Raw genomic sequence first — 16,885 nt, forward strand, 5'->3', positions numbered from 1 at the left:
ACGGCGTCGTCACCGACTAAAGGTGCCGTGCAGGGGGTTAGTAAAATCATCGGCGAATGCGGTGAGAATAGCCAGTCGACCGCAAAACGGTATGGCCTCGATCAGAAAGGGGTTAGAACAGTCATCGCCTTCGATCGCAAAGGCAGGCGATGCGAAAGGAAAGAGGATCAAGGCAAAAGATAGAATTAAGAATCTCGCATGTCCAAAGGGCTCTCGGTTGCTTTAAATGTTTCGGTCTCTGCTCGATCGCAAACGGGGCCGATTGCTCGGCCCCGTTTGAACTTGGCGAGATTATGGGGTTATTCGCGCGGCATGATGATATCCGGCGCGGGCGGCGTCACCACGGTGGGGACGACATCGCAAGGCGGGAAGTCGTGGCGGCAGTAGCCGACTACATAGTAGATGTACTCTTCGACCGGATTGCCGAGCGAAATGACGTCTTCGTGAACGAAGAAGGTGTCATTCGTCGTGGCCACGTAGGTAAACGGCGACGGAATGAACACGCCGACCGGATCGCTCGTACGGTAGATGCGGTATTCATCCACTCCGGGCACGGGCGGCCAGTAGAGCACGATGTCTTCCAATTCGTTGCCGACGCCAATCGTATCCGGGAAGTGAATCACGACACTGTCAGGGGCTTCGCAGCGGTCAGGTTGGCAGTCGGAGCAGGCCGCAGCGAGCACATAATCGCGGCACTCGAATGACTCGGCGGTGTTCTGCGGGCGATAGGAGATGTCATAAATGCCGGGAGGGAGACAGACCGACAGACACTGGAAACCGGAACACTCGCTAACGAGCGTGCACTCAATCAGGTCGTAGGATTGGCAATCCGTGAACTCAGGTCCGCGGGCGAAGAGGGACAAGAGTCCGTCGAACTCGCTGTCCACACACACACGCACCTGACGGCTGTCCGTCAACAGCATGCGGTACCAATCGCTGTCAACACGTTGATCGAGGTTGTAAGACCGAGCGCAGTAAACGTCGCCGCAGAACAGGCGCGTGAAACCGTCGCCGTCACAGCCGCCGTTGAAGGTGTCCACCTGCGCCGGGCAGGGTTCAACTTCTTGAATGCCGAATTCCGGACAAACGACTTCACACGGCGGCGTGCAGGTACAGCTTTCGCAGCCGATGAAGAGAATGTACGGGCCTTCGGTGAGACCTTCGCCAAAGATGCGGAGCATGTAGAAGCCCGGCTCAATGCATGGCGTATTCAAACGCGCATCTTCACCAGAGCCACTGTTGAGGTCCTGATAGAGCATCTCGTTGCAATCAGCTCTCCACAATTCGGCGGCGGTGTTCAAGCCGCGGCCGAACGGATAGAAGCCGGGAGTGTCGTCGCCCAGGATGTCAATGAAGAGCTGCGTGCACTGCGTAATCTGGAGCAGATACCAGTCGTCGTTGATACCGTGATCCTGCGTGATTTCCCCGCAGAGCGCGTCGTTGCAATGAATGAGCGGATTCTGCGTGCCGCAGTTGTCGTTGATCGGCTCGATGTCGAGACTCGGGTAGGGACAGGTATCGCAGGGGGCACAGGAGATGGCCAGAATGTACGGTCCGCTGGTGAAGTCCTCCTGCTGCACCTGAATGTTGTAGGAACCTTGCGGAACGCAGATTTCCAGACGCGCATCTTCACCCGCGCCACCGGCGGTATCCACTCCGAGAATAGTGGTGCAGCCATTGCCGACAAGCCGGACGAGCGGATCGAGACCTTGACCGAACGGGAAGTAGCCCGGAGTGTCATCGGCGAATACGTTGAGTGTCACGCGCGTGAGACCCGGACCGACGACGGTCAATAGATACCAGTCGTGATTATCCGTGGGCGAAAGCAGATTCCCGCAGAGCGTATCGCCGCACAGTGTCGGCGGATTGAACGTGCCGCAGGTGTTGTTGACCGCTTCGTTGTCGCGATTCGGATAGGGGCAGGTGCCGGGGCATTCGCACGGTTCACAGGCCGTGGCGAGAATGTAGGGTCCCGCGGTGCCGTTGCCGAGGTTGTTGATGAAGAGCTTGTAGGTACCGGCGGGCACGCAGACTTCAATATAGGGATCGAGGCCGACGCCGCTTGTATCATCGAAGGTTATCGTTGTAGCACAATCTCCCGTGATCATGCCGACGAACGGATCAAGACCGCGGCCGAACGGATAGAAGCCCGGCGTGTCATCGCCGAAGACGTTGATTTTCACGCGGTAGCAGCCCGTGCCGACGACGCGCAGAGTGTAGTAGTCCGTACCTGTTGCCGAGGTGAAGTCGCCGCACAGCGTGTCGCCGCAGGCGATGACTTCGCCGCCGTTGGCGCAGGTGTTGTTCGGCTCGATGTCGAGATTCGGATAGATGCAGGTGTCGGTGCACTGACAACTGCCGCAATTGATCGCGACAACGCAGGGACCGAAGTCCGTCGCAACCGGATTGCCGACGACGAGCAGGCGGTAGATGCCCGGTTCCAGACAGACGCTGTCAATGCGGGCATCGTTGCCGACGCCGCTGCTGCCGTCCGCGGCGTAGACAGTATCGCAAGCCGCCGAGTAAATGTAAACCGAGGGATCGAGTCCTTGTCCAAACGGCCAGTAGCCCGGAGTGTCGTTGCCGAAGACATCAATGGAGACATTGCGGCAGCCTGGTCCGGCGACTTGGAAGTAGTAGTAGTCTTGTGTGTCGTTGCCACCGAGAATATCGCCGCACACGGTGTCACCGCACATCAATGTGCCGCCGCCACCGGAGCAGAGATTGTTCGTTTCGAAATCACGATTGGGAAAGGTGCAAGTGTCCTGACAGGGTGTGCTCGGGCAGAGTTCGCCCTGAACGACGTTGAATTGGTAGGGGCCGGAGTGCGGCGTGAGACCACCATCCACGACGACGAAGTAGGTGTTGTTGGCGGCCAGTGTCACGCCGGAACAGCAGGCGTCATCGCCGCAGACGTTGTCGCTGCAGCAGACCAGCACGCCGCCCTGCGACGGGCAGCCGCGCCAGATGGTCAGCGCTGAATTGTAGGACGTGCCGCAGAGCGAAAACGAGAGCGTACTCGTCACCGGCGGCGTGATGGAATAGACGACGTCCGGCGCGACGCTGCCGGTCTGACAGGGCACACCGTAATCATTGAGGTGACCGGCGGTGCTGCCGGTGTCACAAAACGGGATCGTGGTGATGGCCACGGCGGTCGCGCAGGTCTCGCCACCTTGGTCGAGCGGATTGTTCGGGTCGCGGCTGTCCTCTCCTTGGGCGGCCCAAAGTGGTAGAGCCAGCGTCAGCAGAAGCAGGGTAAGCACAAGGCTACGACATCGCTTCATCTTGATTTCTCCTAATTTAGTCATATTTCATCTGTGCAGCGCAAGTTGCTATTCTATATGATATAATAAAACACCCTACCCCAAAGGCGCAAGCCATTCTATGATAATCTTTAGAATCGATCAAGAGAGTTTGGAATTAGTTACTACACTCGTCGACTTGAGATAATATAAACAAGTATTTAAAGCGATAAGTGAGTAAATAGATTTCATGATTGCTTGACAATCGTGAGGCGAATGCCGTTCTTTGGTCCACATCGAATGAGGTTTCTAAAAGGGGGTCACATGGAACAGATCGCGGCGTTTCGGCTCTGTCCAAAATGCGGGTTTGAATGGGACACGGTTGAGCACTTCCTGGTCGATCAGTCCGTTCGGGTTATTGCGTATGAGCCCATGTTCAGCAACCCTGAAGAGGGGCACTTCTTTTTCGTCCATGAGGCCGTGGGTTGTCACGAGGGTTTTTCGCTGATGGTGGGTCAACTGGCTGGTGCGTTTCGCGCGCCGCGCGGCAAGGAGTTACATTTCATGAGCCCTGAGTGTGAGGGGCGTTGCTTTGTGCGGCATGATCTGGCGCCATGCGAGGTGGAGTGCTCGATGCGCTGGCCGCGGGTCATCCTGCAGCACCTGCGCGAGCACAAGCTGCCGGAAGCGTAGGGCGATTGCCAAAACTATTCAAAGCAAACAGCCGCATGGAGTGTCCATGCGGCTGTTGTTGTTTAATTGGGTGCGTGAAATCTTGCGATTAGTTGCCGCTGTTGCAGGGTGGGGCGCTGGTCAGGAAGCGGACAACGACCGCATAGTAGACCTGTTCGGTTGATCCGTCGTTTTGAATCCGACTCTCATCAATGTAGCGGTTGAGATCGGTGACGGCGATCAAATTCTCAGGCGAGATGATCGCCCGGGGATCGGAATTGGTCGTGCGATAGACCAGATATTGATCGGCGCCCTGGATTTCTTCCCAGCGCAGCACGACATTCGTGCGCTCGGGGTCGGCGACGTACTCGTCATCCGGGAAGTGAACCGTCAAGTGTTCGATCGGAGCAGGACGTGACGGCTGACAATCTCCGCATTTCATGCTCAAGCGATATTTGCCGCAAGTCACGAAGTAGGGAGCGAGCGGCTTGACCTCGAAGAAGTAATCACCGGGAGCAAGACAGAGTGAGTCACAGGTTGTGGCGCACTGCGGCGCGATGGTGCAGTTCAGGAGGTCGCGTTCCCAGCAGAAGTCGGAGGCGGGTCCGGCGGCGATAACTGAAAGTGCCGCGTCGAAGCTGGATTCGAGGCAGACGGCAACCATGTCATTGGAGTCGTGGACTGTGAATTGGTACCAATCTTGGTCAATGAATGCCTCGTTCGCATCGGAGTAGCCGAAGTAGGATTCGCCGCACTGGATGGAATAGGCTGAGAAGAACTCGCCTTCGCAGCCGTTGCCCGCGGACGACATCCCGCAGTACTCGTATTCGAACAGATCGCCCGGCAGCGGTTCGACGATGCAGACTTCCAAACACTCCGCCGGTTGACCATTCACTTCCAGTATGTAGCGGCCGCTGGAGTTCGCAGTGCCGCGTACGACGATCGTGTAGGCGGATTCGGGATACTCTTGGCTAAAGGTTGCGATTGGATCGGTACCCACGCCGCCGAAGTCTTCGCTGTAAAGGAGACCGCCGCAGTTGGCGCTATAGACGTCAATCGCCGCATCGAGACCGCCGCCGAAGGCGCGCATTGGTCCGGAGTGTCATCGGCGAGCACTCGGATTGTGAACCAAGTGCAGGCGTCCTGCGGCGGAATGAAGGTGTAGTAGTCGAGGTCGTTGGGATTCAGAATCTCGCCGCAGAATGTTTGACCACAGGAGACGACAGGATTGTCCAGACCGCACGAGCCGTTGTTCGCCTCGTTGTCGCGATTCGGGTGGGGGCACGTCTCGCACGGGCAGCTTTCGCAGCGCGTGCCGAGAATGTACGGGCCGACGCTGCCGTTGCCTTCAACCTTGATCGAGTAGAAACCTTGCGGCAGGAAGATTGGGCCGAGGAATGCATCCGCGCCCAAGCCGCTGTCGTCGTCGTTGGCAATCATGCTTTGACACTGGTTGCCAAACAGGAACAGCTTGGGGTTGAGCCCTTGACCATATGTGAAGAAGCCGGGATGACCGTCGGCGATGAGAGACACTGAAACTGTTTCGCCCTGCTGTTCGGTTACCTCAAAATTGAACCAGTCCACGTCGGCGAGGTTCGTGATGGCGCCCCAGAGTGAATCACCTGAGGCGAGTGCGGGGTTGTTCGGGCCGCAGAGATTGTTGTTTTGCTCAAGATCAAAATTCGGCAGCGATGTCGTGCCGCAGGCGCATTCGGTACACTTGAACAGCAGCATGTAGTGGCCGCCCGGACCTTGACTGGCCACACCGAATTGATAGAGTCCCGGCAACAGGCAAGCGAGGTCAAGATAGACATTGTCTTCGCCGGTAACACTCGCCTCGGGCAGGCCCCACGAACTGCATCCTTCGTCAATGCGGTGAGTGTAGATAACCGGATTGAATGTGCCAGCACCGTCAGGAAATCCGAAGACTTCAATGGTGGGTTGATAGCAGAATCCGGGGTCAATGTAGAAGGTGTAGTAGTCAACCGTATCCGGTCCGCTCATCGAGGAAACGTGACCGACCAAGGTGTCGTTACAAACGATGAACGGGGCATCCAGCCCGCAACGCTCGTCGTTTACCGGTTCGGTGTCGCGGCTTTCGCCGGGGAAAGGGTTCGAGTCGCAAGCGTTCTCAGAGCAGATCGTTCCTTCGCGAATGTTGAGCTGGTAGATGCCGCTATTCATCCAACTTTGGCCGCCGTCTACCACGATATAGTAAAAGGAATCGGGGTGCATGGTGAAGGTGACACAGCCGTCATCTTCGCAAGCGCTGTTGCTGCAGCCGATCAAGGTGCTGCCGGCCGCGTCGGGGTGGCGATTGCGCCAGACATGCAGTGCGCCGTCAAATCCGGTGCCGCAGAGTGAGGCCGTGACGGTGCGGACAAAGCTGTCGCCGTAGTAATCGAGGCAATAGACCACGTCGGGACCAGTATTGAACGGCCCACCGATGCAGGGAACGGTGTAGTCATTGCGCGCGCCGGCGGTAGTGGCGGTCGTGCAAAACGGAAGCTCAGAGAAGTGGAGCGGGATGGAATCGCGACAGGCCTCGCCCCACGAAAGGTCATCCAGAGGTGTGATCGGCGAGCGGTCCGAGGAGTTGGCCGCGTTGGCCAGAGCCACGGTCGAAGCAAGGATAAAGCACAATAGCACAGAATAGAAGATTTTCATGCAGGACATTCCTGATCATTCGCGGTTCATCAAACGACATGGAGAACCTACAATATATGACCGAGGTTATCCATAAAGCAAGTGGTGACACGGGGCAGGAATATGCAACAGCCGCATGGGGGGGACCATGCGGCTGTTTGGTGTTCTGTCCGTCAGGCTGGAGGCCTGATACAGGGATCGTGTTAGAGCTTAGGTGATTCAGCCCCGCTGAGTCCCTGCTGACGATGAGAGTCGCGCGCTACTTCAGCAACATGAGTTTCTGCACCTTGACCGTGTTTGCGGACCTGAATTGCGCGAAATAGATGCCGGAGGCCAGATTGGAGCCGTCAAAGTTAACGGAATGCGTGCCGGGGAGATAGCGACCGTCCGCCAAGGTGGCGACCTCGCGCCCCAGAATATCATAAATGATCAGGCTAACATCCATAGCCGCCGCAAGCGTAAATTGCAGCGTCGTCGTCGGATTAAACGGATTAGGCATCGCACCGCCAAAGCTCGATGCATCCGAGAACAAAACGTCGGGTGTCGACAGCGGAATGACTCCTGCGCAGACGAGCGCGGCGTTGTTCAACGTTTCGGCGATCAACTTGGCCTGATTTGGATTAGAGTTGATGATGCCGGCGATATGCACCACAGCCTGCGATACCGTTGCGCCGTCCGTTGAAGCGGCCGCATACTGAGCGAGCTTGCCCGAAGCGACATTCAAGAGCAAAGCGAGCGTATGAGACGACGCACGCTCAATGGGAGTGCTGCCGCCCTGATTGACACTGAGCATGGCGCTCATATCCATAAGTGAAAGCGCCGCCGCCGGAGCGCCGGAGTGAGTGACGCCGATGATTTGAATGTGGTTGACCGGACTCAAGTAGAAGCAGTCATAGATGCTGGCCAACAGAGATTCGAGTTCGCCTTCATCGTAATCAGCATGGCCGTGGCCGGTCAGATTCGCTTTGACCTGATGCTTCCAGTAGCCTTTTGAGCGCGCGTCGTTCACGGTGATGGAGTTGTTTAGAACAAAATTCACCGTTTCGGCAGCGCGCGGCGCAAGGACAACTTGAACATGATTCTGATTTGCCTGCATGCCCAGCGGCTCAATCAGCTCAACGTAATACGTGCCGGGGTTCAATGCCGAAAATACTCCGCCGCCAGCCGCTGTCAACGCCGCCGCCACCAGAGCGTTGCTTTCATCGAATAGATCCACCATGACTCCGGAATATCCGGGTGACACGGTGAAGGAAATCGTGCCGGTTGAGTCACAGGTATAGCGCAGGACATCGGAGAGTCTGACGTCATCCACTGTGCCGCGGAACGGATCGGAGACGTAGGGCGGCGTGACGTCCGTGCCAACGAACAAGGGGTAGGTCGCATCACTCAAGGAACCTGCAACGGCTGCGGCACAGCAACCGTCTACGAAGGTGCGCACGGTCATGCCATCAAAAGTTCCGGCGAGGTGATACCAAGTTCCGGGAACGATCTGATCAGGCGCAATTGCTTGATAGCGTTGCCCGCCGCTCTGGACTTCAAAACTGGGACGACCGCCGACGAGGCTGAGCGCGTAGCCGTGGTAGTCTTTAGCGCTTGTGATGATGAGCATCTGATTAGGACGAAGCGAATCTGCATTGATCCAGCACTCCAGCGTGAAGATGTCAGGCTCAAGAAGGGCGGGAGAGCCCAAATCAATGGCGTCGCCTTCGGCCGATCCGGCCCAGCTTGCGGGGGCGTACTCGTATGTGCCAACGAGCGTGCCATGGTTTTGATTGGAAGAATGATCCAGGACAGACTCGCCAGTACATTCGTCGAAGTTCCACAGCCCGATGAGTCCGGTTTCGGTGCCGCTGATAGTCTGATTACGAGCCGCAGAAATCTCGGCAGCGGTTCTCGCGTAATTCCAGAGGCGAATTTCATCTTGATCTCCGGCAAGGAACCGGAGCGGTGAATGATAAGGAACGTGACCGAAGTATATCGGTTCGTTTGTATCAGGACTGCCGAGGGATTTCGTGCGGCGATTGACTTCAACTCCGTTGATGTACAGAATGTACTGCGTTCCGTTGCGCACGCCGGCGATATGGTACCATTGATTCAGCTCAAACGGGGACGGCCCGTTCACGCAAACTTCGTCGTTGTTGAAGGCGGCACAGAATCCGGGAATGAGATCGGTGCGAACTTGCAACGCCCAATAGGCGATTGCCGAGGAACGGCCCTTTAGAACGATCGGATTATCGTATGTTGTGTTTTGCACATCCAAGTAAACCCAACTTTCGACCGTGTAATCTCCCGTGCCGACATTCAGTGAGCTGCTATGCGGAACCTGCACGAAGGACGAAGCGCCGTCGTAGGATATTGCGCAAGTGGTCGGTGCCCCGTTGAACTTCAGTCCGCTGCCAAAGCGTCCTGGCACCCATTGCGGCGTGCCGCGCAGAAGTCCGTCAAGGCCATTCAGAGAGGCATCCGCGGCGACCACGCCGCTCCCTTCGTTAAGATTGAGGAGGAGGATTGTGTTCGCGTCCTGTGCAAATTCATTCACAGGTTGTGCGAAAAGCTTGTCCGTCGTAATTGCCAAGCAGCAAATGATTAACGCTCGAATGAAGATTCTCATGTTCGGTCTCCCTGTTATTTTGTTCCTGCAACGCGACAGACAAATTCATGCCGCTGTTTCAATATGACAAAATTCCGAAGAAAACAAAACAGCTTGCGCCAATGGCACAAGCTGTTCAACTTCAAGGCAATGCGTTGACCACGTGTTGGCGACGGCCGCCAACACGCCATCGGCGCTGTGCAAAAATGTTTACACCCCGGCGTCCTTGCGGGCGACGATCTTGACGGATTTCATCTTGATCTTTTGCAGCGGCGTTGAGCCTTGCACGGCGGTGTTGGCGATCGCGTCCACGATTTCCATGCCCTTGATGGTCTTGCCAAAAACGGTGTACTGATTGTCCAGGTGAGGCGTGGCGACGTGGCAGATGAAGAACTGCGAGCCCGCACTGTTCGGGTCTGGCGTGCGCGCCATCGAGAGCGTGCCCGGCTCGTGCTTGCGATCATTGAACTCGGCATTCACATTCCAACCGGGTCCGCCGCCGCCGGTGCCGGTGGGATCGCCGCCCTGAATCATGAAACCTTTGATGACGCGATGGAAAATCACGCCATTGTAGTAGTCGTGGTCGGCCAGCCATTTGAAATTGCGCACGTGATTGGGCGCCTTATCGGGATAAAACTCGCAGACGATGGTACCCTTGATTGGGCCGCCTTCCTGCTCAATTTCGATCACGGCGACGCTATCGCCATCCACCGGATAATCGGCGGGCCACTTCTCCAATTTGGGTGTATCGGACACGGGTTTCGTTTGCTCCTGAGTGTTCTTGACTTCGGTCTTCTTCGGCTCTTCCTTCTTGGCAGCCTGATCAGCGGGCTTGTCCGCCTTGCTGCAACCGGCGAAAGCAACACCGGCCGCCAGCAGTAACGCGAAAACTGTCTTCATGCGGGTCCTCTATTTGAATGATGAATGATGAATGCAGAATGATGAAACGGGCGGCGCCGTATTGTACGACGTTTGCCGGTGGTTAGCGCAACAGCATAATCTTGCTTACGAGCGTATTCGATCCGCTCTGCAATTCGACCATGTAGATGCCGCTCGCGCAGTCGGCGCAGTTCCACGCGAGCTGGTGCTGGCCTGCGCTCATGGGGCCGCTGAGCAGCTGCGCGATGGAGCGGCCCAGAATGTCACACGTTGATCGTGACCTGCGCTGCGCGCGCCAGTTCGAAGTGTATCGTTGTCGAGGCATTGAACGGATTCGGATAGGCCTGCAGCAGGCGGACGTCACGGGGAGCCGGGACGACTTCGGCGGCAGAAAACACCGAGTCGCAATTGACAGGCACGCCGTCGTCTTGATGCAGAGTACCATTCGAAACATACCAGTTCTCCCATTCGCCGCCGACGCTGGTCTCCCAATCGGCGACGCTAAAGGTGTACATGCCCGTGTTGGTGCCGTAGACTTTGCAGACGCGCACGGCCTGTCCGGCGAGATTCCAATCCAACGGCATCGTCGGTGCGCAGAGCTCGGGCCTGAAGTCCTCCAGTTCGCAATTGGTCTGCAGGAAGAAAGCGGCTTCCTCGTAGTTGGGGTAGTCTCCGTACACGGTGGCGATCCCGTTCGTGTCAATACAGACCGCCGTGTATTCGTTGCAGGCGATGCCGCGCGGCACCCGCGCGTTGTCGGTCAGGATTCTGGCCATGAACACGACGTGACGGCCTTCGCGCGCCCGGGCATCATAGTGAGTGTCGGTCACCACATCGTCCATATAGCGGACGTCAATGAACTTCGTGGAATCCACGGTCACCAAGGGATCGTAGGGATTATTCAAGGCGACCGGGGACGTTACGCTGCCGTTCTGCCCGGTGTAGTAGAACCCGCCGAGTATGGCCATGCCGGCGCTGGTGCCGCCGACGACGACATTGCGATTGGTGATACCGAGATTAATTAGGCTGTCTATGGGAGTGTGGCGCCAGTATGACACATAATCCCACTGGTCGCCGCCGGCGAACCAAATTGCCTCGGCCATGCGGATCTTGGTGTGGATGTAGCTTTCGCCCGCCGACAGAGCATTATGACAGACGATGGTTTCAACCGAATTCACCGGCACACCCAATTCAGAATACAGGTAGTCGTTGTAGCCGTCCGCTCCATCCGTCCGCAAAACGAGCACGTCCCCGCCATTGGCCCGCCGGAGAAACCACCTCATCGCTTCGTCATGTTCCGTCGCTCCGCCCATCATGCACACACCGCCTTCGGCCTGGACCGGGATGTCCAGCGGGCTACCTGTGAAGTAGGACGTGTAGTTTTGGGCGCGGACGAAATTGAACGCGGAACACGCAAGAACAACGGCAATCACATACAGAAGATTCATGGCGCATAATTAGTCTAGATAACGAACGGGGTACCGAAAGCGGGTGCCGCCGCGAGCACGCGCACCGGCTATTTTCAAACACGAGCCTGTGATGCGCGGGTGCCGCGGAAGCGCGTCCAACGAGTCGGTCCACAGATTTGACGCGGCCGTTGTGGTCATCGCCTGATCACAAAGTGAGAATGGGGCCGAGCGTTTTTTGCGCGGTCAGGTGAACGGCGATCTCGGGGTTGTCAAGCGCGGTACGGGCGCTGGCGCGCGCGGATCGGGATGATTGTTCTCTTCGGACAGATGCGCGAGCACCGTGTGCTTGAGCTTCTTGCACGAGCGGAGCACGTCGGCGGTCTGGCGATTTGAGAGATGGCCCGTGTGGGAGGGCGATACGCTGCTTGAGCAGTTCGGGGTAGGGACCGGTGCGCAGCAGCTCCTCGTCGTGGTTGCTCTCGATAACGGCAATCGTCGATTCGGCAAATGCGTCGTGTAAGTCAGGGGAGACCTCGCCCAGATCGGTGGCGACGGTCAGCACTTCGTGGCCGCAGTGAATTTGATAGGCCGCAGGTTCGGCGGCATCGTGCGAGACGTGCAGTGCGCGCACCGTGAACGGGCCGACATCCACGAGTGTGCCGTTGATCGGAAAGGCCTTCTGACGACGCATGAAACCCGGTGACAGGGCCGTGAGCGTGCCGGTCGTGGCATAGACCGGGGCCTGCGTCTTCTTCAACAGGCTGTTCAAACCTTTCGTGTGATCGGAGTGTTCGTGCGTAATGAAAATCGCGCTGAGATCCTGCAGGCTGCTCGCCGAGTTCCTGCAACGCGAAAAGCAGCGCACGCACGCCGAGGCCCGCATCCACGAGCAGGCGCGTGTCACCCGAGCGGATGAACAGTGAATTGGCCAGTGAACCGGAAGCGAGTGTGGCGACGAACACGGGAAAAGTATGAGGTATGAGGTATGAAGTATGAATCAGCGGTGATTCATTTCTGGACGACTAAGGTGTCGGCGAGAATGTCGTGCAGGCCTTGCTTCTTCTCGGTGAACGCGACCATGATATAGCCGATGCCGAGAATAATCGCGCTGATGTACTTGGCGAAGTGGCGGCCCGTCGCCCTCGCGAAAGAAATACGGCGATAGTTCAGATCGGTGACGACGATGTTCATCACGATCTTGCCGATGGTGGCCTGCCGGAAGGAACTTTCAAACAGCGCGCAATAGAGCCACTGAATAACCAACTCGAGACCAAATGTCATCGAGAATAGATCAAACTCCGCATGCCAAGTGAACGGTGCCGCGGCAATCTGGATAATGATGGTATCAATAATCGCGGCCAGCACGAGCCGCCAGAAGCCGGCATATTGCACCGGAAAGACGTTGAGCGAGTCCGGCGCATGCGCGGTCTGCTCAGTCTTGGGCAACACGATTTCCCGGCCCGCAGTTTTCGCAGTACTGCGCCGTTTCGTGTGTTTGCTTGCCGCAATGTGGACAGAACATGGGCGGAAAATTTAGAGGAATGAAGACAGAAGCTAAAAAGTCAGAAGTCAGAAGTCGGACCGTGGAAGGATGGCCCGGACTTCAGCGTTTGTAGGGGTTGCCGACGTAGGCATTAATGATGCACAGAGATGCAGAATCAGGCCGGGCACGATGAGCAGCCAATAGCCCTACGGCAGTGGCGCCCATCCAGAGCAGACCGCGCAGGATCTTGCCGCGATAGATCTGACCGAGGCCGGGAATGAAGAAGCTCAAAACCGCGGCGATGCCCGGATGCCAGTGTTTCTCGGGCGGTTGTTGCACGACCACAACGGGCCGTTCCTTCGTACCGCTGTCCGTGCCGCACTTCGGACGAAGCGCGCGTCAGACGCGAGTTTTTCGCCACAGACGGTGCAATGCATGGGGATTCCTCAGACAGCGACGCGGCTGCCGCGCTTCGAGAGCGGGACGCCTTGCAGGCAGAACGGGCAATCGGCGGGCGCAAATGACTGGAGCGCCAGTTTCACCACGGCATAAGGAGTCGGCGAAAGGTGCGTGTCACCGCGCTGAATCAAGGCGCCGATACCGATCACGTTGCCGCCATCGCGTTCAATGGCTTCCTTGACCTCGCCGACCGACAGGCCGGTGGTGATGACATCTTCGCAAATCAGCACGCGTTGGCCGGGCTGAATTTCAAAACCGCGCCGCCATTCCATGCGGCCGTCCACACGTTCAGGGAAGGCGATTTGTACTCCCATATCTTTACCGACTTCGTGCGCCACCAGCACGCCGCCGGTCAAGGGACCGACGACCAGATCGGGGCTGGCAATCCGGAAGTGATTGGCCAGAGCGTGCGCGAACTGTTCCGTCAGTTCAGGCCGTTCGAGCAGGCGAAACTTCTCCACATACACATCACTGTGTCGGCCACTCGACAACAGAAAATGCCCTTCGAGAAACGCGCCGCATTCGCGAAGGAGATCCAGGGCGATTTCTTGATTCATGATTAGGGCCACGCGGGACGTGGGTTGGGGGTTAATTTAGATATCAGGCGAAAGGGATCGGGTATGAGATATGAAATTTGAAATTAGAGATTGCAAAAGCGGATGCCGGCCGGCGCACCGAGGGGTATTCTAACCGAAGTCCCAGTGAAGCGAGGAGCTCCAAGGTGACATCGGTGCCGGGTTGCGCGGCGGGCTTAGTATTCCTGCTGCCGGGAATAGATCACGTAGGTGTCCGCCAGAATGTCGTGAAGCGCCTGCTTCTTGGCGGTGAAGCCGGCCATAATGTAACCGATCATGAGAATCATGCTCGAGAGAAATTTAGCGAAGTAGCGGCCCGATGCGCGGGCGAAGCTGATGGTTTGGCCGCGAGAATCCACGACTTGCAGGCCAACGGCGATTTTACCGAGCGAGCCGCGCGAGGGCGAGCTTTCCATGAACGCAAAATAGAGCCACTGGCCGATGGAGATGATCGCCGCAAACACCACCCAGCCGCCGATGACAGCGATAATCGCCGCCGGGTCTGGGTCGTCGAGCCAGTGATGGCCGAGATGCTGCCGATGCTGAAAACGATGCCGATCATCACGAAGACGAAGCTCGACGGAGATCACGAGTTGGTCAATGATGTGGGCCACTAAGCGAATCCAAAAACCGGCGTAGCGGGCCGCGGGACCGCAAGGGCAGCGGGGGCGGCGGCACAGCTTCGGCCGCAGCGGGAACGAGCGGCAAAACCGGCGCGGGATGACCGCAACGCGAACAGAACTTCACTTCGTCGTTCAGGGTCGAACCGCATTTTGTGCAGAACATGACTTACTCCTATGGGGAGAGTTTCTCCACCTCGTTGACGGCAGCCTTGATGCAATCGGGGCCGTTGGAGGCATAAAGGACGCTGCGCGAGACATTCAGTAGCGCGGTGCCGCCGGCGGCTTTGACCTGATCCAGCACGGCGACGCTGCCGCCTAGGCGCCGCTGCCGGGCAAGAGGGCGGCAGCTCGGGGGCAATTTTCAGCACGCTGGCCAAGGCCACGGGTTTGGTCGTACCGACGACCAGACCCAGGTTGCCGTTCAGGTTGGAGGCCTGAACTTGCCGCGCAACTTCCTCGTAGAGGCGCGTTCACCGACACTTTAGCTCTTGTATCAGAGCGGCGCTCGGGTTCGATGTTGCAGTCAGCACGAAGACGCCCTTGTCCGTGTGCCGCCAGAAGGGTTCCAGGGCCGCCATACCCAGATAGGGCTGTACGGTCACGGCATCGGCACCCACGCGGTCGAATAGGGCGCGGGCGTAGAACTCAATGGTGTGCTCGATGTCGCCGCGCTTTGCGTCCACCAGCCAAGAAAGTACGTCGGGGGCAGGCGATGCGCAGGCGCTCAAGCATCAACCAGCCGCCCGAACCGTAGGCCTCGAAGAAGGCGGTATTGGGCTTGAAGGCCGCGACTTTCGTCCACAGCGCGATGATGATCTCTTCTAAAGAATTTCTGCGCACCTTCAGCTCCGTAGCCAAAGTGCTTGGGAATCTTGGCGGGATCGGGGTCGAGGCCGACGCACAGGGGGAACCGGCGCGCTCGATGCTGGTTTTAAGACGGGGAGAGAAAAAGTGGTCAAGGAAAGTGCAGAGTTCAGGAATAATCCGTAGAATATACCGAATTTGTGACAGAAGTGCAACCCGGCGATTGTGTAAATTGCCGTCTGGAGTTGAAGTTAGGTAGAGGATTGGGTAGATTGGGGTGGGGCCACGGGGACCAGTGACGGCGTTGCGCCGGGTCGTGTGGAGCGAGCAGAGGCCGAGGGATTCTTCAGCCCGCAGCGGGCTTCATCATGACGACGGTGAGATGGGGTGATCGTCCTGCCCCCGCGTGAAGCGAGAGGGGATTAAGCAGAAAGCATGATCGAACGATATTTCATTGGACTTGGGCGCTGTACATGGAGATGGCGCCGTACTTGCTCCTCGGGTTTGCCCTGGCTGGAGTGCTGCACGGGTTTGTGCCGCGCAAGGCGATCGGGCGGCATCTGGGCGGCGAAACGCTGCTGGCGTCGTTTAAAGCATCGCTAATTGGTGTGCCGATGCCACTGTGCTCGTGCGGCGTGATTCCCACGGGTGTGGGCCTGCGCAAACGAGGCGCCTCGCGTGCGGCAACGGTGTCGCCTGATTTCCACACCGCGGGAGGGTGGATTCGATGATCGTGACGTACGGCTTCTTCGGCTGGTGATGGCGATCTTTCGACCCGTGGCGGCGTTCGTCAGCGGGTGCTGGTGGGCTGGCGGTGCTTTTGGTCAAACCGGGCGCGCGCGAAGAAGAGGTGGAACAAGCATCACTTGCACAGTGAAGACGCGCTGGCCGAAGCCGACGAGCGGCGCTCATTCGGCGAAAAGCTGGCTGGCGGCTACTGACTTTGCCTTCAAAGAACTGTTAGGGACATCGCGTTCTGGCTGATCGTCGGTATCTTGCTGGCGGGCGTGATCTCAACGGCGATACCGGATGACTTCTTCGCGGGGAATCTGGGCGGCGGAATCGGCGCGATGCTCGTGATGATGCTGATCGGGCTGCCGCTGTATGTTTGCTCGACGGCCAGCGTGCCGATTGCCGCGGTGCTGATGACCAGGGGATCTCGGCGGAAGCGGCGTTCGTGTTCTTGATGACCGGCCCGGCGACGAATGCGGCGACGATGCTCGTGATCGCGAGCCTTGGGCACGCGCGTGCTGGGCGTGTATCTGGTTTCGATTGCCGGATTCGCGCTGGTGTTCGGACTAAGTTGGACCACCTCCTGGCACAAACGGGCCTGACGATTACTACGCCGGAACATCTGCACGGGCATGGTCCGTCATGGTGGCAATGGGCCGCCGCGGCGGTGTTGAGCGTGTTCATTGCGCGGCATTATTTTTACAAACTCAAACGGCGGTATGGAACCGCACCGAAAGCTCGCGAGCAACGAACTACAACTGAATATTGAGG

19 protein-coding genes are annotated in these 16,885 nt (G+C 57.9%); 4 read left to right on the forward strand and 15 right to left on the reverse strand.

Annotated features, from left to right (window positions below; genetic code table 11):
* Positions 1 to 299: 299 nt before the first annotated feature.
* Entirely contained in the window at positions 300 to 3,284 is a 2,985-nt protein-coding gene (locus IPH10_08085; GenBank protein ID MBK6910871.1) for a hypothetical protein, read from the reverse strand.
* 282 nt (positions 3,285 to 3,566) lie between these two features.
* Here IPH10_08085 and IPH10_08090 point away from each other — a divergent pair, with 282 nt between their 5' ends.
* On the forward strand, positions 3,567 to 3,935 hold the full coding sequence (locus IPH10_08090) for a hypothetical protein (protein ID MBK6910872.1): 369 nt from the start codon (positions 3,567 to 3,569) through the stop codon (positions 3,933 to 3,935).
* Between the two features lie 88 nt (positions 3,936 to 4,023).
* Here IPH10_08090 and IPH10_08095 read toward each other — a convergent pair whose 3' ends face one another.
* The 14 genes from IPH10_08095 to IPH10_08160 form a co-directional block, all read right to left on the reverse strand.
* A complete protein-coding gene (locus IPH10_08095; GenBank protein ID MBK6910873.1) occupies positions 4,024 to 4,914 on the reverse strand; it encodes a hypothetical protein in 891 nt (296 codons plus the stop codon).
* On the reverse strand, positions 4,806 to 6,581 hold the full coding sequence (locus IPH10_08100; GenBank protein ID MBK6910874.1) for a hypothetical protein: 1,776 nt from the start codon (positions 6,579 to 6,581) through the stop codon (positions 4,806 to 4,808). The genes IPH10_08095 and IPH10_08100 overlap by 109 nt, the downstream gene beginning before the upstream one ends.
* A 238-nt stretch (positions 6,582 to 6,819) precedes the next feature.
* Entirely contained in the window at positions 6,820 to 9,171 is a 2,352-nt protein-coding gene (locus tag IPH10_08105) for a T9SS type A sorting domain-containing protein (GenBank protein MBK6910875.1), read from the reverse strand.
* A gap of 189 nt (positions 9,172 to 9,360) precedes the next feature.
* The gene (locus IPH10_08110) at positions 9,361 to 10,050 is read right to left on the reverse strand and encodes a peptidylprolyl isomerase (protein ID MBK6910876.1); all 690 of its coding nucleotides are present in this window, start codon (positions 10,048 to 10,050) and stop codon (positions 9,361 to 9,363) included.
* A 242-nt stretch (positions 10,051 to 10,292) separates the two neighbouring features.
* Positions 10,293 to 11,477: a cyanophycinase gene (locus IPH10_08115; GenBank protein ID MBK6910877.1), complete on the reverse strand. Its 1,185-nt coding sequence runs from the start codon at positions 11,475 to 11,477 to the stop codon at positions 10,293 to 10,295.
* A 166-nt stretch (positions 11,478 to 11,643) separates the two neighbouring features.
* Positions 11,644 to 12,342 (reverse strand): MBL fold metallo-hydrolase, encoded by a 699-nt coding sequence (locus IPH10_08120; protein ID MBK6910878.1) that lies wholly within the window; start codon positions 12,340 to 12,342, stop codon positions 11,644 to 11,646.
* 104 nt (positions 12,343 to 12,446) lie between these two features.
* The gene (locus tag IPH10_08125) at positions 12,447 to 12,830 is read right to left on the reverse strand and encodes an RDD family protein (GenBank protein ID MBK6910879.1); all 384 of its coding nucleotides are present in this window, start codon (positions 12,828 to 12,830) and stop codon (positions 12,447 to 12,449) included.
* 40 nt (positions 12,831 to 12,870) lie between these two features.
* Positions 12,871 to 12,960, reverse strand: coding sequence for a zinc-ribbon domain-containing protein (locus tag IPH10_08130; GenBank protein MBK6910880.1), 90 nt, complete (start codon positions 12,958 to 12,960; stop codon positions 12,871 to 12,873).
* Between the two features lie 81 nt (positions 12,961 to 13,041).
* On the reverse strand, positions 13,042 to 13,266 hold the full coding sequence (locus IPH10_08135; GenBank protein ID MBK6910881.1) for a hypothetical protein: 225 nt from the start codon (positions 13,264 to 13,266) through the stop codon (positions 13,042 to 13,044).
* Positions 13,267 to 13,367: 101 nt separating this feature from the next.
* Positions 13,368 to 13,937, reverse strand: a complete 570-nt coding sequence (locus IPH10_08140) for an orotate phosphoribosyltransferase (GenBank protein ID MBK6910882.1) — start codon at positions 13,935 to 13,937, stop codon at positions 13,368 to 13,370.
* A 194-nt stretch (positions 13,938 to 14,131) separates the two neighbouring features.
* On the reverse strand, positions 14,132 to 14,569 hold the full coding sequence (locus tag IPH10_08145; GenBank protein ID MBK6910883.1) for an RDD family protein: 438 nt from the start codon (positions 14,567 to 14,569) through the stop codon (positions 14,132 to 14,134).
* The gene (locus tag IPH10_08150; GenBank protein ID MBK6910884.1) at positions 14,553 to 14,741 is read right to left on the reverse strand and encodes a zinc ribbon domain-containing protein; all 189 of its coding nucleotides are present in this window, start codon (positions 14,739 to 14,741) and stop codon (positions 14,553 to 14,555) included. Before IPH10_08150 ends, IPH10_08145 begins: the two co-directional genes overlap by 17 nt.
* 307 nt (positions 14,742 to 15,048) lie before the next feature.
* On the reverse strand, positions 15,049 to 15,261 hold the full coding sequence (locus IPH10_08155; protein ID MBK6910885.1) for an orotidine 5'-phosphate decarboxylase: 213 nt from the start codon (positions 15,259 to 15,261) through the stop codon (positions 15,049 to 15,051).
* A complete protein-coding gene (locus IPH10_08160) occupies positions 15,224 to 15,418 on the reverse strand; it encodes a hypothetical protein (GenBank protein ID MBK6910886.1) in 195 nt (64 codons plus the stop codon). The genes IPH10_08155 and IPH10_08160 overlap by 38 nt, the downstream gene beginning before the upstream one ends.
* A 437-nt stretch (positions 15,419 to 15,855) precedes the next feature.
* Here IPH10_08160 and IPH10_08165 point away from each other — a divergent pair, with 437 nt between their 5' ends.
* The 3 genes from IPH10_08165 (at position 15,856) to IPH10_08175 (ending at position 16,883) form a co-directional block, all read left to right on the forward strand.
* Entirely contained in the window at positions 15,856 to 16,113 is a 258-nt protein-coding gene (locus IPH10_08165) for a permease (GenBank protein ID MBK6910887.1), read from the forward strand.
* A 264-nt stretch (positions 16,114 to 16,377) separates the two neighbouring features.
* Positions 16,378 to 16,569 (forward strand): permease, encoded by a 192-nt coding sequence (locus IPH10_08170; GenBank protein MBK6910888.1) that lies wholly within the window; start codon positions 16,378 to 16,380, stop codon positions 16,567 to 16,569.
* Complete coding sequence (locus IPH10_08175; protein ID MBK6910889.1) at positions 16,560 to 16,883, forward strand: hypothetical protein; 324 nt, start codon at positions 16,560 to 16,562, stop codon at positions 16,881 to 16,883. Before IPH10_08170 ends, IPH10_08175 begins: the two co-directional genes overlap by 10 nt.
* Positions 16,884 to 16,885: the final 2 nt, after the last annotated feature.

Source organism: bacterium, assembly GCA_016702305.1.
Lineage (GTDB): Bacteria > Electryoneota > RPQS01 > RPQS01 > RPQS01 > JABWCQ01.

Coding starts and splice junctions, on each gene's coding strand:
- IPH10_08085 (MBK6910871.1), bottom strand. CDS start 3,284: ATGAAGCGATGTCGTAGCCTTGTGCTTACCCTGCTTCTGCTGACGCTG.
- IPH10_08090 (MBK6910872.1), top strand. CDS start 3,567: ATGGAACAGATCGCGGCGTTTCGGCTCTGTCCAAAATGCGGGTTTGAA.
- IPH10_08100 (MBK6910874.1), bottom strand. CDS start 6,581: ATGAAAATCTTCTATTCTGTGCTATTGTGCTTTATCCTTGCTTCGACC.
- IPH10_08105 (MBK6910875.1), bottom strand. CDS start 9,171: ATGAGAATCTTCATTCGAGCGTTAATCATTTGCTGCTTGGCAATTACG.
- IPH10_08110 (MBK6910876.1), bottom strand. CDS start 10,050: ATGAAGACAGTTTTCGCGTTACTGCTGGCGGCCGGTGTTGCTTTCGCC.
- IPH10_08115 (MBK6910877.1), bottom strand. CDS start 11,477: ATGAATCTTCTGTATGTGATTGCCGTTGTTCTTGCGTGTTCCGCGTTC.
- IPH10_08130 (MBK6910880.1), bottom strand. CDS start 12,960: ATGTTCTGTCCACATTGCGGCAAGCAAACACACGAAACGGCGCAGTAC.
- IPH10_08140 (MBK6910882.1), bottom strand. CDS start 13,937: ATGAATCAAGAAATCGCCCTGGATCTCCTTCGCGAATGCGGCGCGTTT.
- IPH10_08150 (MBK6910884.1), bottom strand. CDS start 14,741: ATGTTCTGCACAAAATGCGGTTCGACCCTGAACGACGAAGTGAAGTTC.
- IPH10_08165 (MBK6910887.1), top strand. CDS start 15,856: ATGGAGATGGCGCCGTACTTGCTCCTCGGGTTTGCCCTGGCTGGAGTG.